At 67.5% G+C, this 15,836-nt stretch carries 12 protein-coding genes; 7 read left to right on the top strand and 5 right to left on the bottom strand.

The genetic code is table 11. The features are described from left to right. The 4 genes from DIE21_RS38365 to DIE21_RS36235 form a co-directional block, all read right to left on the bottom strand. Positions 1-134, bottom strand: a 134-nt coding sequence (locus DIE21_RS38365; RefSeq protein ID WP_409364677.1) for a tetratricopeptide repeat protein, incomplete at its 3' end; no start/stop codon positions are given. A gap of 10 nt (positions 135-144) precedes the next feature. Then, a complete protein-coding gene (locus DIE21_RS36245; RefSeq protein WP_124502135.1) occupies positions 145-1,350 on the bottom strand; it encodes a class I SAM-dependent methyltransferase in 1,206 nt (401 codons plus the stop codon). Continuing rightward, complete coding sequence (locus DIE21_RS36240) at positions 1,347-2,288, bottom strand: UDP-glucuronic acid decarboxylase family protein (RefSeq protein ID WP_124502134.1); 942 nt, start codon at positions 2,286-2,288, stop codon at positions 1,347-1,349. Before DIE21_RS36240 ends, DIE21_RS36245 begins: the two co-directional genes overlap by 4 nt. Then, positions 2,285-4,081, bottom strand: coding sequence for a glycosyltransferase family 41 protein (locus tag DIE21_RS36235; RefSeq protein ID WP_124502133.1), 1,797 nt, complete (start codon positions 4,079-4,081; stop codon positions 2,285-2,287). The genes DIE21_RS36240 and DIE21_RS36235 overlap by 4 nt, the downstream gene beginning before the upstream one ends. 509 nt (positions 4,082-4,590) lie before the next feature. Between DIE21_RS36235 and DIE21_RS36230 the strand changes: the two genes are divergently transcribed. From DIE21_RS36230 to DIE21_RS36205, 6 genes are read left to right on the top strand one after another with little or no spacing between them, the layout of a single operon-like run. Further along, on the top strand, positions 4,591-5,376 hold the full coding sequence (locus DIE21_RS36230; protein ID WP_124502132.1) for a class I SAM-dependent methyltransferase: 786 nt from the start codon (positions 4,591-4,593) through the stop codon (positions 5,374-5,376). After that, positions 5,373-6,758, top strand: a complete 1,386-nt coding sequence (locus DIE21_RS36225; RefSeq protein ID WP_124502131.1) for an FAD-binding oxidoreductase — start codon at positions 5,373-5,375, stop codon at positions 6,756-6,758. Before DIE21_RS36230 ends, DIE21_RS36225 begins: the two co-directional genes overlap by 4 nt. Positions 6,759-6,763: 5 nt before the next feature. Then, the gene (locus DIE21_RS36220) at positions 6,764-7,471 is read left to right on the top strand and encodes a WbqC family protein (RefSeq protein WP_124502130.1); all 708 of its coding nucleotides are present in this window, start codon (positions 6,764-6,766) and stop codon (positions 7,469-7,471) included. 10 nt (positions 7,472-7,481) lie between these two features. After that, entirely contained in the window at positions 7,482-8,132 is a 651-nt protein-coding gene (locus DIE21_RS36215) for a trans-aconitate 2-methyltransferase (protein WP_124502129.1), read from the top strand. 60 nt (positions 8,133-8,192) lie between these two features. After that, positions 8,193-9,401 carry a dTDP-4-amino-4,6-dideoxygalactose transaminase gene (rffA, locus tag DIE21_RS36210; protein WP_124502128.1) on the top strand — a complete coding sequence of 403 codons (1,209 nt, stop codon included), beginning with the start codon at positions 8,193-8,195 and terminating at the stop codon, positions 9,399-9,401. Then, positions 9,398-12,196 (top strand): glycosyltransferase, encoded by a 2,799-nt coding sequence (locus DIE21_RS36205; protein ID WP_124502127.1) that lies wholly within the window; start codon positions 9,398-9,400, stop codon positions 12,194-12,196. The genes rffA and DIE21_RS36205 overlap by 4 nt, the downstream gene beginning before the upstream one ends. Before the next feature lie 22 nt (positions 12,197-12,218). On the opposite strand, the gene DIE21_RS36200 is transcribed toward DIE21_RS36205, so the two are convergent. After that, entirely contained in the window at positions 12,219-13,802 is a 1,584-nt protein-coding gene (locus DIE21_RS36200; protein ID WP_124502126.1) for a TIGR04222 domain-containing membrane protein, read from the bottom strand. A gap of 538 nt (positions 13,803-14,340) precedes the next feature. Here DIE21_RS36200 and DIE21_RS36195 point away from each other — a divergent pair. Continuing rightward, the gene (locus tag DIE21_RS36195; RefSeq protein WP_124502125.1) at positions 14,341-15,495 is read left to right on the top strand and encodes an AAA family ATPase; all 1,155 of its coding nucleotides are present in this window, start codon (positions 14,341-14,343) and stop codon (positions 15,493-15,495) included. Positions 15,496-15,836: the final 341 nt, after the last annotated feature.

Here is a 15,836-nt window from a genome sequence, read left to right as displayed (position 1 = left end):
CCGAGGAAGTGCATCGCGTCCGGCTGTCCGGGCTGCGCGTGCAGGATCGCGTCGTACAGCGCCTTCGCTGGCGCGAGACGGCCGGCCTCGTGATGCGCGAGCGCGGCCCGCAGTTGCAGTTCGATCGGCTCCATTGCGCGCCGCTCAATACGGATGCGGTTCGCGCCCGAAGTCGATCAGTCGGCCGTCGTGCTCGATCATCACGGCCGCGGCGGCGATCCCTTCGCGCGACATCTCGGCGACGATGTCGCGCGCGCGCCATTGCGTCGGAATGATGACCACGTCGGCCGGCGCCGCCTTCAGCGCGTCGCGGAATTCGATCTTCTGGCCGGTGCCCGGCACATACGTGCCGACCTTGTCGGGATCGGAATCGACGACGAGCGGGAAGCGCGCCGCGTCGGCATCGAAGTGATGGATGAACGCGGCGGCCTTGCCCGTGCCGCCCCAGATCGCGACGCGCTGCCCCGATTCGGCGAGTTTCGCGAGCTGCCCGGCGATCGCCGCGCGGTTCCCGACCGAGCGCGCCGCGAACTGCAGCGACGCGTCGGCGCGCGTGCGCGCGTGCTCGGGCACGCCGAGCCGCACCAGCGCATGGACGACTTCGCCGTCGTAGCCGTGCGCGAGCGTCACGATCTCGCCGGCGCGCGCCATCAGCGTGCGGAACGACTCCGTCGTGAACTGCGATACGTGCTCGTAGAAGAAGTCGGCGAGGCGATCCGTCTCGAACACGCGATCGATGCACGGCACTTCCGCGAACAGCCAGCACACGTTCGGCTGGCGCGCCGCGCCCCATGCGAGCTGCTCGACGAGCTTCGCCGGTTCGGTCAGGTGTTCGAGCACGTGCCGGATCACGATCGCGTCGGGGCGGAACGCGGGCATGTCGGCCAGCGGTGCGAACAGCCGCGCGTGGAATTCGATGCCGTTGCCGGTGCCCGCGCTCGCGTTCGGATCGAAGCCCGCGAAGCGGCCGCCGCGGCTCGCCTGTGCGAGGCCGCGCACGAAATGACCTTCGCCGCAGCCGATCTCGACGACCGTCGGCTCGGCCGGCAGCGCGCCAAGCAGCAGGTCGCGCGTGGCCGCGAGATGGCCTTTCCAGATCCCGCCGCTGTTGAACATCCGGTTCGGGTTGCGCTGGTACGGAATCGCGTCGTAGCTGAACCGGTGGTTCCACACGTGCGAACACCGCGGGCACTGGACGAAATCGAGCGCATGGCGCGGCAGCTCGCGCGCCGCTTCGGCGGACGCGGGCCACGCGAGCGTCGCGAGCGTGCGCTCGCCGGCCGGGAAGAACGGCGCGGCAACGGTGTGCGCGCAGACGGGGCAGGGGGCGTCGATCAGATCGTGGCTCATGCATTCACCAGTTTGCGGAAATGGGCGATCGTCTCCTTCAGGCCATCCTCGAGCGCGATGCCGGGCTGCCAGTCGAGGCGCTGACGCGCGCGGCCGATGTCGGGACGGCGCTGCAGCGGATCGTCGGCCGGCAGCGGGCGATATTCGATGCGGCTTTTCGAGCCGGTGAGCCGCAGCACGCATTCGGCCAGCTCGCGGATCGTGATCTCGCTCGGGTTGCCGAGGTTCATCGGTCCGGTGTCGTCGTCCTGGTCCATCATCCGCAACAGGCCTTCGACGAGATCGTCGACGTAGCAGAACGAGCGCGTCTGGCTGCCGTCGCCGTACAGCGTGATCGGCTCGCCGCGCAGCGCCTGCATGATGAAGTTCGACACGACGCGTCCGTCGTCGACGCGCATGCGCGGACCGTAGGTATTGAAGATCCGCACCACGCGGATGTCGACGCCGTGCTGGCGGTGATAGTCGAAGAACAGCGTCTCGGCGCAGCGCTTGCCTTCGTCGTAGCATGCGCGCAGCCCGTTCGGATTCACGTTGCCCCAGTAGCTTTCCTGCTGCGGATGCTGCTGCGCGTCGCCGTACACCTCGCTCGTCGACGCCTGCAGGATGCGCGCGCCGCAGCGCTTCGCGAGACCGAGCATGTTGATCGCGCCGAGCACGGCCGTCTTCACCGTCGACACCGGGTCGCTCTGGTAGTGCACGGGGCTCGCCGGGCAGGCCATGTTGAACACGCGGTCCGCTTCGACGTAGAGCGGCAGCCACACGTCGTGGCGGATCACCTCGAAATTGACCTGGCCGATCAGGTGTTCGATGTTGCGCTTGCTGCCGGTGTGGAAGTTGTCGACGCACATCACGTCGTAGCCGGCGCCGACGAGCCGCTCGCACAGATGCGAGCCGAGAAAGCCCGCGCCGCCGGTGATGAGGACGGACTGGCCGTTCATGATGCGGCACCCGGTGCGGCGTCGACGCGGCGCACCCACATCGCGTGCAGCACTTCCTCGAAATGACGCGCGAAGCGGGGCGCATCGCACAGCGGCGATGCAAGCACCTGCGCACGCAGCGTCGTGCGCAGCACGGCCAGCTCGGCCGGATTGCGCGCGAACGCGACGGCCTTCGCGACGTACGCATCGTCGTCGTCCGCGATCCATTCGGGCAGGCGCGCCGCCTGCAGCAGGCTTTCGCAGATATGCGACAGGAACCGCGCGCCGCGGCGGCCAAGCACCGGCACGCCCATCCACAGCGCTTCGGCCGTGGTCGTGCCGCCCGGGTACGGGAACGGGCTCAACATCAGGTCGACGCGCCGGTAGGCGGCCAGGTATTCGTCGCGCGGCGAGCGGCCTTCGAACAGCAGGCGCGCCGCGTCGATGCCATGCGCGGCGAAGCGGGCCGCGAGCGCGTCCTGCTCGCGCGGGTCGTCGAGATGCGGCGCCTTCACGAACAGCCGTGCGTCCGGCACGTCGCGCAGCACGCGCGACCAGACGTCGATCACGCGGTCGGTGAGCTTCGCGAGCTTGCCGAAATAGCCGAAGGTCGGATAGCCGTTCGCGAGCATCGGCAACGGGCCGCCGTCGAGCTCGATCGCGGGCGGCGTGAAGCACAGATAGCTGTCGGGCAGGTGCCACGCGCGTTCGACGAAATGCGCGGCCTCGTCGGCCGGCATCACGTGGCGGTCGCCCAGCACGTAGTCGATCGCGCGCATGCCGGTGCTCGCGAAGTAGCCGGGCCAGCTCACCTGCAGCGGCGCGGGCTTCCACGCGAACAGCGGCAGGCGGTTGTGGATCGTATGACCGGACGCGTCGATCAACACGTCGATGCCATCGTCGCGAATCCGCGCGGCCGCGGCCGCGTCGTCGAGGCCGGCGAGAGACGTCCACGATGCGAAGCGCGGCTTGAGCCGCGCGGTGACGTCGTCCTCGACGTCGCGCGTCGGATACGCATGCAGTTCGACGCGCTCGCGCTTCAGGTGCGCGAGCATCCCTTCGATGAAATAGCCGACCGGGTGTGCCTTCAGGTCGCCCGACACGATGCCCACGCGCAGCGGCCGCCCGATGCGCGCGGCCAGGTCGACCCGCCACGTCGAATACGGCTGCGCGCGCTGCGTGACGAGCGCATCGAAGCGCGCGGCTTCGTCGAGGTACGCGTGCGGGTCGAACGCGTCGCTGTAGTGGTACGCGAACAGCAGGTTGCTGCGCGGCTCCGGCAGTTCGGGACGCAGCGCGACCGCGTGCTGGTATGCCTCGAGCGCGGCCGGGATCTCGTTCAGGTCGAGCAGCGCGTTGCCCAGGTTGTTGTACGCCTGCCCGTGGTCGGGCTGCAACGCGATCACCTGGCAGAACGCGTCGACGGCCCCGCGCGCGTTGCCCGCAAGCCGCTGCGCGTTGCCGAGGTTGTTGTAGGCGTCGACGTAGCCGGGCCGCAGCTCGATCGCGAGACGGAAGCACTCGGCGGCCGCGGCCGGGCGGTTGTGCGCCTGCATCACGTTGCCGAGGTTGTAGTAGTAGATCGCGTCGGGCTTGATCTCGATCGCGGCCATGATCAGTTCGGACGCCTCGTGATAACGCCCGTACTGGTGACCGATCAGGCCGAGCAGGTGCAGCGCGTCCGCGTGCCGCGGATCGGTGTCGAGGATCCGGCGGTACAGCGTCTCGGCCTCTTCGAGCCGGTCGGCCTGGTGAAGCGCCAGCGCCGCTTCGATCGTGGCGACGGGAGAGTCGGACAGCGTGAGATCAGTCATCGTGGTAAGCCAGCGTGGGTTCGATACGAAGCGCGCATCCGCGCGGAGGCCGGCATCGCATCCGCGCGGACGGCCCTCGACATGCCAGCATTTTCGGCGTGGGGCCGCCGTTCCAATCGGCGGAGCAGGTGGCGGATTTGGTCGCTTTTCATGTGACGGTGCGGCCGGCGGCTTGACGACGATCAGGGTCGCGGTTCGCGCGCACGGCGCACCGGGCGAGCGCCCCCGCGATTCCTCGCGAGACCGTTGCGCGCGTGGCACGACAACGGTTTGCCGCAGCGGCCGGACGCCGTATGCCCAGCCGCCCAAGCCCCGGCGTGTGCCGGCATTCACCGAAATGCGGGGGAAAACGGCCCGCTAATCCGGCATTTGATCCGCGCACGGGCCGATAGACTCGGGCACAGACTTGGAGGCGTCCACCGCGCGGACGATCGCGCAGGGCGCAAGCCGCTTGCCGGCACGCGGCCAGGGATGCTCCGACTCCCCCCTCAGCGCCTGGAGCCATGTGTATGCACGAGTCCTCAATCATCTCCAACTCGAATGACGACCAGCTCGCCGCACGGCGCGAGCTGTTCGACCTGATGCAGACCTATCCCGCGACGCAAGAGGAGCTCGAACGCTCGCTCGGGCTGTTCGTGCGCGGCTCGCTGCTCGCGCGGATTCTCGCGACGTTCGAGGTCTACGAGCAGATCGTGCCGCTGCCGGGCTCGATCCTCGATCTCGGCACCTGGCGCGGCCAGACTGCCGTGCTGTGCGAAAACTTTCGCGCGATCCTCGAGCCGCTGAACTTCCAGCGCCGGATTCACGCGTTCGATACGTTCACCGGCTACGCGGGCTTCTCCGACAGCGATTCGCGCGACCGCAAGCTGTTCTCCGACGGCACGTACTCGCTCGCCGGCGACTATGCGGACCTGCTGCGCAACCTGCTGTCGCTGCACGAGCGCAACAACGCGATGGGCCACGTGAACGGCAAGCACCACGTGTGGGAAGGCGATTGCCGCGACACGCTGGCCGCCTACGAGGAAGCCCATCCGGGCGAACCGGTCGCGCTCGCGTGGTTCGACCTGAACGTGCCGGGGCCCACCCGGCAGGCGTTCGAGACGGTGATGAGGCGCCTCGTGCCGGGGGGCGTGGTCGCGTTCTGGCAGCTCACGCGCGGCGGCCAGACGCCGGCCGAAGGGATCCACTACGTGCGCGAGCTGCTCGGCAAGCATCCGCACCGGATCCACAAGGCGAAGTCGTATCCGTCGCTGTGCTACCTCACCTTCCCGGAAGGCGGCGGGGTGCGCACATGAAGATCGCGATCCTCGGCAACGGCATCCTCGGGCTGATGACGGCCCGTGCCTGGCAGCGCGCCGAGCCGGGCATCGAGCTCGTCGTCGTCGGTCCGGCGCAGCGCCCGGGCTCGGCGACGCGCGCGGCCGCCGCGATGCTCAACTCGTTCACCGAACTGGAAGGCGATTCGCTCGGCACGCCGATCGACCGCTTCAAGTTCGAACTGAGCCGCGCGGCGACCGCCGCGTGGCCCGACGTATTCGCCGAGATCTGCACGCCGGATCGCGCGGTCGCGCACGGCTTCGGCACCTACGTGCTCAACAACGCCGCGACCGACGCGCTCGACGACGAGAACTTCGCGGCGATGCGGCGCTTTTGCCGCGAGTTCGAGGAGCCGTGCGAAGCCGTCGATCCGGCCGGCATCCCGAACTACCACCCGCTCCCGCAGTTTCGCGCGCTGAACGCGGTGTATCTGAAGCGCGAAGGCTGGGCGAACCCGAAACAGTTTCTCGATGCGCTCCAGGCCAGCGTGGCCGCGGCCGGCAACGTCACGTTCGTGTCGGCCGAAGTGGAGCGCATCGACGTCGCGGGCGGGCGCGTCGCCGGTGCGCGCCTGAGCGACGGTGCGACGCTCGACGCCGACCGGTTCGTGCTCTGCAACGGCGCGAACCTGACGCGCGTGCTGCAGGCGAGCCTGCCCGACCTTCCGGTGCAACGGCTGTTCTACGGGATCGGCATGTCGATCGAGCTGCAGAGCAGCGAGAGCGTGCATACGCACTGCGTGCGCACGACCAACCGCGGCCTCGCGTGCGGCGTCTATTCGGCGCCTTACGGCCCGGACCGCACGCTCGTCGGCGCGAGCAACTACATCAGCCCGGTGCCGCACGAACACGGGCATGCCGGCAGCGCGTACACGCTGCTCAAATCCGCGATGGACCAGATCAACTCGCGGTTCTCGCGCGCGAATCTCGTCAACGTGAACGTCGGCTGGCGGCCGACGACGTCCGACCTGTATCCGCTGATCGGCGAAACCAGCGTGCGCGACCTGTGGATTCTCGGCGGCACCAAGCGTGACGGTTTCCACCTGTCGCCCGTGCTGTGCCGCGACCTCGTCGCCGCGATGCGCGGGCTGCCGATCGATCCGCGCTATGCGGAGCTGGCGCCCGAGCGGCCGCTGATCCGCAACCTGTCGCGCGAGGCGGCGATCGCGAAGACGATCCGCCACCAGATCAACGCCGCTTACCAGCACGACTTCGTGCCCGCGCGCAACCGCATGGTCGAGCAGCTCGAACGCTCGATCCGCGCGGACCTCGAGGCACTGCACGACCGGCTCGGCGCGACCGACTGGGGCATTCCGCCCGAGCTCGTCGACATGTACCGGTACGGTCACATCCCGGCCTGAGCGACATGACTGCCCAGCCGAAACGCATCGCGATCGTCCAGTCGAACTACATCCCGTGGAAGGGCTACTTCGACCTGATCGCCGCGACCGACGAGTTCATCCTGTACGACGACGCGCAGTACACGCGGCGCGACTGGCGCAACCGCAACCAGATCAAGACGCCGCAAGGCGTGCAATGGCTGACCGTGCCGGTCCGGGTGAAGGGCCGCTATCACCAGAGCATTCGCGACACCGAGATCGACGGCACGGACTGGGCCGGACAGCACTGGACGCGGCTGCGGCAGAACTACGCGCGCGCGCCGCATTTCTCGCGCTACGCGGACGAGCTCGAAGCGCTCTACCTGCACGGCCGGCACGACACGTTGAGCGCGCTCAATCTCGCGATGCTGACCTGGATCAACCGGCAGCTCGGCATCGCCACGCGCATGTCGTCGTCGTCCGACTACGTGCTGGAAGGCGATCGCACCGACAAGCTGCTGAACCTGTGCCTGCAGGCCGGTGCGACCGAATACCTGTCGGGCCCCGCCGCACGCGACTATCTCGACGAAAGCCGGTTCACGGCCGCGCAGGTCGCGGTGCGCTGGTTCGACTATCCGGACTATCCGCCGTATGCGCAGCTGTGGGGCGAGTTCGTCCACGGCGTGACGGTGCTCGACGTGCTGTTTCATTGCGGCCCGGATGCGCGCCGGCATGTCGTGACCGGCCGAAACTGAGGATTGCGCGATGCACGATTCCCGACACTCCAACCTGCTGGCGGACGTCGCCGCGTATTACAGCGCGCGTCTCGCCGAGCATGGCCAGACCGCGCGCGGCGTGGACTGGAACGGCGAGGACGGCCAGCGGCTGCGGTTCGCCCAGCTGACGAAGATCGTCGCGCCAGCCGCCGAAGGCTTCTCGATCAACGACCTCGGATGCGGCTACGGCGCGCTGGTGGACTTTCTCGACGAGCAGGCGGCAGGGCGCGGCCATACCTATGCGGGCAACGACGTTTCACCGGAGATGATCGATGCGGCCCGGCAGCGCTATCGCGATCGCGGCGACGTGTCGTTCCACGTCGGCGACACGCCGTCGTCGGTCGCCGACTACGGCATCGCGTCGGGCATCTTCAACGTGCATCGCGGCCACGGCGACGACGCGTGGCTCGAGTACATCCATGCAACGGTCGACACGCTGCATGCGACGAGCCGTCTCGGCTTCGCGTTCAACTGCCTGACGTCGTATTCCGATCCGCCGCACATGCGTCCCGAGCGGCTGTACTACGCCGATCCGTGCGCGCTGTTCGATCGCTGCAAGCGCCGCTACGCGCGCCACGTCGCGCTGCTGCACGACTACGGGCTGTACGAATTCACGATCCTCGTCCGGAAGGATGGCTGAGCGCCCACACGCAAGCCACCGGCCCCGTTGCCCCTCTTCACGCCTTCGCGGAGTCCCGCCATGTTCGCTCCTCCCAATCTCGACCGCATTCCGTTCGGCCGCCCGTTCATCGTCGGCAAGGAGCTCTACTACATCGCGAAGGCGGTCGAACAGGGCGGGCTCGCCGGCGACCAGGCATTCACCAGGCTGTGCCACCAGTGGCTGGAAACGCGCATCGGCTGTCATCGCGCGCTGCTCACGCACTCGTGCACGGCCGCCCTGGAGATGGCGGCGATCCTCACCGACGTCGGCCCGGGCGACGAAGTCATCATGCCGTCCTATACGTTCGTGTCGACCGCCAATGCGTTCGCGCTGCGCGGCGCAACGCCCGTGTTCGTCGACATCCGTCCCGATACGCTGAACCTCGACGAAAGACTGGTTGCCGCCGCGATCACCGAGCGCACGCGCGCGATCGTCCCCGTCCACTATGCGGGCGTGTCGTGCGACATGGACACGCTCGCGCACCTGGCCGATGACTATCGGCTATGGGTCGTCGAGGACGCCGCGCAGGCGATCCAGTCGACCTGGAAGGGCAAGCCGCTCGGCAGCCTCGGCCATCTCGCGTGCCTCAGTTTCCACGAGACCAAGAACGTGATCGCCGGCGAAGGCGGCGCGCTGCTCGTCAACGACGAGCGACTCGTCGAGCGCGCGGAGATCATCCGCGAAAAAGGCACCAACCGCAGCCAGTTCTTTCGCGGCCAGGTCGACAAGTACACGTGGGTCGACGTCGGTTCGTCCTATCTGCCCGGCGAACTGATCGCCGCGTTCCTGTACGCGCAGTTCGAGCATGCGGACGTGATCACCGCGCAGCGGCGCGCGACCGTGAAGCGCTACGAGGATGCGCTGCGGCCGCTGCACGATGCCGGCCGCCTCACGCTGCCCGCGACGCCGCTGAGCGAAGCGGGCAATGGCCACCTGTTCTATTTCCTCGCGCGCGACCTCGCGGAGCGCACGGCGCTGCTCGAGCGGATCCGCGATGCGGGCGTGTTCGCCGTGTTCCACTACGTGCCGCTGCACAGCTCGCCGGCGGGCCGCCGCTACGGCCGTTGCGGCTCCGGCATGCAGGTGACCGATGACGTCGCCGACCGGCTCGTGCGCCTGCCGCTATACCACGCGATGAGCGACGCGGAGCAGGACCGCGTCATTCAGGTGGTATCCGACTTCTACCGGACCGGGGCACGAACGGCCGGCCGCCAACCTTCATCGCACCTCGTGCCATCCGCTCCATGAACGATTCGCCCAGCATCTTCGCGCCGCTCGGCCATCCTTATTACGTCTCCGCCCCCGGCTACAAGCAGACGTCCGGCGGCGTGCGCGCGATGCACTACCTGTGCCACGCGCTGAACCTGCTCGGCTGCGAGGCCTACCTCCATACGACGGAAGTCCATCCCGGGCTGCGTACGCCGTTGCTGACGCAGGAGATCGCGCACGCGCACCTGGCCGCGGGCCGCAGCCCGATCGCCGTCTATCCGGAGATCGTCGAAGGCAATCCGCTCGGCGCGCGCTGCGTCGCACGCTACCTGCTCGCGGAGCCGGGCCGCATCAACGGCAATCCGATCGACCTCGCGCCGACCGATCTCGTGATCGCGTTCGGGCCATCGATCGTTCCCAACGGATGGCAGGCCGATCTGCTGAGAATGCCGCTCGTCGATACGCGCATCTTCCACTGCGACGGCGTCGACGATGCCACCCGCCGCGGCACGGCCGTGTTCCTGAACCGACATCTGCGCCGCGGCGGCAGCCTGCATCCCGCGACGGCCGAGTCGATCGAGATCTCGGGACGCGTGGTGCAGCGCTCCGCGCACGAACTCGCCGAACTGTTTCGCCGTGTCGAATGCCTGTACCTGTACGAATGGTCCACCGCGGCCTTCGAGGCGCTGCTGTGCGGCTGCCCGGTCGTGTGCATCCTGAACGACGCGTCGATGCCGACCGCGGAACGCTGGGTGATGGGCGGCAAGGGGATCGCGTGGGGGCTCGATCCGCACGAAATCGCGCACGCGAAAGCGACCGTGCACGCGGCGCGCGACGTGTATCGGGAAGAACAGGCGACGTTCTGGCGGCAATTGCGGCAGTTCGTCGAGAAGACCCAGGCGCACGCCGATGCGCTCGATGCGCGCGCCGGCCCGAACGGCGCGGCCACCACGCGACCGGCCGCGCCCGCGACGCGGCGCATGGCCGTCGTGTGCATGGAGCCGGCCACGGATCCGCACATCACGACGCGTTTCGCCACGCCGTTGCGCGCGCTCGAGCGCGAATGGACGGCCGACTTTCCCGTCGGCGCGAACGGCATCGACCTCGATGCGCTGCAACGGGCCGACGTGATCGTCCTGCACGGCGCGACGCCGAGCCTGTTGTCGGGTGCCGCGCTCGAGCAGATGTTCACGCTCGGCAAGCCGGTCGTCTGCGACCTCGACAGGCCGCTCGACGCGTTTTCGCTCGACGATCCGCACATCGCCGGCAGCGCGCGCCGGCTCGCCGCCATGCGTGACGCGATCCGCCGTGCCGATGCACTGGTGGTGCGATCGGACGCAATGGCCGCCACGTATCATCACGTGAACGCGGCGGTACACGTGTTGCCGGCCGATGCGGAGCCCGCACGGCACGGCGCGCTGTACGCGCGGCTCGCCGAACACGGGCGGCGGCCGGCCGCCACGGCTCCGGCGCCCGGCGAACCGCGCGCGATGCGCGCGCAGCAGAAGAAGCGCCTCGTCGCCTACGCGATCGATCCGGTCGACGGCGCGTCCGTGCAACGCCGCCTCGCGCTGCCGTTCGCACGGCTCGAGGACGACTGGGCGCTCGTCAGCGGCCTGGCCGACAGCACGGCGATCGCCGCAGCCGACGCCGTGCTGCTCGATCGCCACACGCCAGGCCTGCTGCCGCTGACGGCGCTGAGCGCGATCTTCGAGTTCGACAAACCCGTGATCTACGCGACCGATCTTCCGCTCGCCGTGCGGCCGTCGGCGCAGGCCGACGCGACGTGGACCGGCATCGCGTTTGCGCTCGGCAACGCGCACGCGATCATCGTCCCGACGCCGGATCTCGCGCGCCAGTACCTGCCCTGGAACCCGAACGTGTTCGTGCTGCCCGACAGCGTCGATCTCGACCTGTTCCTGCGCGCGGTGCCGGCATCCAGCAACGCAAGCGTGACGATCGGCGTCGCCGGCGCATCGCTGCTGCCGGCCAATTTCGCCTTGGTGGACGCCACGCTGCGTGCGCTCTGCGAGCGCCATGCCGGCCGCATTGCCGTGCAATTCTTCGGCGCGCGGGTGCCGGCCGGCTGGGAGCATCATCCGGCGGCGGAGTTCCGGCCCGCGCCCGACGGATACCGCGCATACGCGCAGCAATTGCGCGTGCTCGACTGGGATGTCGCGCTGATGCCGCTCGCCGATACCGGCGACGGCGCGGGCAGCACGATCCAGCGACAGGAATTCGCGGCCGCCGGCATCGCCGTCGTCGCGAGCGACCGGCCGGCCCTGCGCATCGCACTGAACGACGGCGACGACGTGCTGCTCGCCGGCGATGCCGCGCACGCATGGGACGACGCGCTCGATCGCCTGATCACGCGGCCCGCGCTGCGCCGGCGGATCGCCCGTACCGCGCAGGCACGCGTGCGTAAGCACGACGCGTTGCAGGCGCGCCTGCCGCTGGTTCGCGAGACCTACCGGATGTGTATCGAACGCGAAGGCACGGCCGTACGGTTGCCGCCGCGGGATGCGCCGATTCCCGGCGCGCTGATCCTCGACGCCACCGGCGACGCCGAACGCGTGCAGGCCGCGCTGCGCATCGTCGCGGCGCGTGCCGAACGGGATCTGCTGAGCGTCGTGCTGACGACGTCGCCCGGCCCGTGGCCCGAGTGGACGGACCGGCTGCGCTACCTGGGTACGTCGGCACAGGAGTACGCGGCCACCGCCGACCAGCTGAGCGCGATGCCCGCGTTCGACTGGGTCGCGATCATCGACACCGCGGACATGGAGACGGGCGCCGGCACGCCGGAAACGGCGATCGCGGACGCCGCGATCGATTGACGACGGCGCGGGCATTCGCGCGTCAACTGCTCGACGAACACCCGCCGCAACTGCTCGAGCTGCACGAGCTGGAACTGCACGAACTCGACGACGAACAATTCGTGTTCGAGTCGGTCGAGGTGTACGTGGAACCGGACGAGCCGCCGCTGCGCGCCGCGACCGGCGGCACCGGCGGCGGCTCCATCAGCACCATCGAATGCGCGGCCCACGCGGTGCCGGCCAGCGCGCCCGCGCCGAACAACGCGGTCGCCCAAAGCAGCGCGTCCGGCGAATCGGGCTCGTCGCGGCGGGCGCTGCGGTGCGCGGCGAGCGCCGTTCTCGCACCGACCGTCAGGCCGCCGCGCCCGAATCCCGTCAGGCGCCGCGCGACGATCCGGTATGCGATGGCAAACACCGCCATGCTGATGACCAGCAGCAGCACCGGCCGCCCGCGGCTCAACCCGACCGCGAGTTTCGCCGCGCCGGTGCCGAGCACGGCCAGCGCGATCGCGCGCGAGGCCATGCGTGCGGCCCGCATCTCACCCGCCGCCCACAGCCAGCCACGCCCGCGCAGCGCGTTCGCGCCAGCGGACACGCGACGCGCGAGCAGTTGACGGAACGCGCCGAAGCTGGCCTCGCCGTCCGGCTGCGCGGCGAGCCAGTGGCACTCGTCCGCATACGCGCCGCCCCGCATCGGGTCGACGCTGCGCACGCGCGCGCCCAGCCGCCCGGCCATCGACAGGTCGATCGCGCCTGCCTGGACGAGCGACAGCGTCGCCACCTGCGCGGCCCGCGATTCGTCGCCCGCGAGATAGGCGGCCTCCTCGGCCGTCAGGCCCGACGAGACGGCTTGCACGTGTCGGCGCCGGCAGCGGTATTCGATCTGCTGCAGCACGACGATCAGCAGCAGCGCGACGATGCAGACCGGCAGGTAGAACGCGAGAAACTGCAGTCCCGTGTAGTTCAGGACGTCGAAGTCGCGCGCCGATGCGGCCGTCGCGATGACGCTCGCGGCGGCAGCGGGCACCGCCGCCTTCGGCAGCCGGTCGCGCCAGGTTCGGCGGGCTGCCGGGCCTGCTGCAGACGGCGGTTCCGCCTGCCTGTCGGCGCCTGCCCCCGCCGTCGCCGTCGCCCTCGCCTGCGGCGATCCGGCATCGGCCGGCCGGGACTCGGGACGCGGCCAGATCGACGCGGGTGGCTCGCGGCCGAACAGGCGGCGATAGCTGTCGAGCGTGTCCTGGTAGCGCCGCGCGTACACGGCGGCTTCGTCCGGCGCGCCGGTGCCGGGCATGTGATGCAGCCGCGCGCGCAGCACATCGGCGCAGAACACGTCCCAGTACTCGACCGTGTATTGCAGGTGGAAATGCCATGCGGCATCGACCGCGACCGACGGCGTGACCGGGTGTCCGGCCGCCTGCGCGAGGAACGCGAAGCGCTTGTATTCGTCGATCACGGCCAGCGCGTGCGCATGTGTCCAGCCTTCCGCTTCGGCGAGGCGGCGGCTGTACGGCAGCGCGGCGTGCGGGTCGTCGGGGGAATAGGCAAGCAGACGCGTGAGCAGCGCCTGCTGCGCGTCGGTCAGCGCGCGGGCATCGCCGGCGGCCGGGAGAGACGGGATGGCTGCCATCGGGAGAGTCGGCGCGATGCGCGGACGGCCGCCGCGATCGACGCTTGGAGTTGTCGTTGCGGGGATTCTCGCATAACGGGGTGGCGGCGAAACGGCGCGGGAAGCCGCACGGACTCGGCCGAGTGCGCAACGCGACGCTTCAGCGAATTCAGAAAAACGGATCGGGAAATTCGACGCCTGGAATCAGGCCATTTGGCGCGCCCGGCTGGGATCGAACCAGCAACCCCTGCCTTCGGCAGCTTTACCAATGCGCAGCACATCCTTGTAAATCAAAGCCTTACGCAACGCGCAAACTGCAAAACCAAGGCTACACAGGGTCAATCAAGGCCAATCCAGCTCGTCCAAGCTGTAATTTAGCTGCACTCGCGGCGGTCCACTCGCCAGTCCATCAGGGCCTCCCTTATCCAGCACCGCCTCAAAGATCGCCACCCAGGCAACTTCGCGGTATCCTTGCCGCTTTGGTCAGGCCCAATATCCCGGCATCGAATTGCACATGGGTTCCATCCTGCCGGCGCAATAGCCCTATGAGGCATTAAACATGCTCGTCACGCATCTCGCTCTCAAGAACTGGAGAAACTTTCTCGAAGTCAATGTTCCACTTCGCGAACGCACCTATCTGCTGGGTGCCAACGCCTCCGGAAAATCAAATTTGTTAGATGTCTTCCGATTTCTTCGAGACATCAGCAAGCCGCAGGGCGGCGGTTTGCAAAAGGCAATACATGACCGCGGTGGCATTCAGAAATTGCGTTGCTTGCACGCTCGCAAGGATCCTGAGGTGCGCATAGAGGTTGATCTTGCAGAGGCAGCGGGCGACGAACCTGTTTGGCGTTACATATTAGGCTTTAAGCATGAAGGAAAGGGAGCACATCGGACGCTGATTTCAATTGAACAGGTGTGGCACAAGGGTAAGCGGATACTGAATCGCCCGGACGACAATGACAAAAGGGATGCCGTCCGCCTTACCCAAACCGCATTGGAACAGATCCAAGCCAACGCACCCTTCCGAGAACTTGCAACGTTCTTCGGTGAAGCAACATACCTACATCTAGTTCCCCAATTATTGAAATATGGCGATCAGATTGGCGGACAGCGCCTCGAAGATGATCCGTTCGGTCAAGGTTTTCTCGAACGAATTGCCAAGACTTCGCCCAAGGTCCGAGACTCACGCCTGAAGAAAATCGAGACGGCGCTTGCGTTAGCAGTTCCACAATTCAAAGAGTTACGCTTCACTTCAGACAAAGTTAATGGCCGTCCGCATTTAGAGGCAATGTACACGCATTACCGTCCCAACGCTGGCTGGCAACGTGAAGAACAGTTTTCGGATGGTACGCTTCGCTTGCTGGGCCTTTTGTGGGTTTTGCTAGAGAGCGACTCCTTGTTACTACTCGAAGAGCCGGAACTGTCACTTAACGACGCCATCGTGCGCGAGGTTCCACGTTTATTACAGCGTGTGCAGCGTGACAGAAAGAAGCGCTCTCGGCAGGTCTTGATCAGTACACACAGCGAGGCTCTGCTTAGCAACCAAGGCATTGACGGTCGCGGCGTACTTTTGCTGGAACCTGCTCAAGAAGGGACACGGGTTCGCGTTCTCAACGAGATGGAAGAGTTGGTTTTGAAGAGTGGACTTTCTGTCGCAGAAGTCGTGTTGCCCAAGACCCACCCCAAATCGGCAGAACAGTTGGGGTTGTGGTAATGGTTTGGATCGTACTTGCAACAGAAGATGAATTAAGCGAGCAAGTAGGCCTTTGCCTTGCCTCCGAAGCTGGGTTGGATGTTGGTCAATGCCTAAGGCGAGGCGGCAACGGCTACCTCCGGAGCCGACTCGCAAATTTCTGTCAGATCGCAGAACAACAGCCGGTTCTTCTTATCACCGATCTCGATCAATCGGCCTGCGCCTCGACGTTGATGAACAGTTGGTTCGGGCAGATGCAACGACCGGCGAAACTCCTATTTCGTGGGACCTATCCGTGATTTCGTGGGCGAGGCATATCATGAGGTGTAAAGGCCATGGATATGCCGATGAAGAAGAAAAGA

The organism is Burkholderia sp. Bp9140, assembly GCF_003853425.1.
Classification (GTDB): domain Bacteria; phylum Pseudomonadota; class Gammaproteobacteria; order Burkholderiales; family Burkholderiaceae; genus Burkholderia.
The sequence above is the reverse complement of the archived record's forward strand: the minus strand, read 5'-3'. Positions and strand labels throughout refer to the sequence as shown.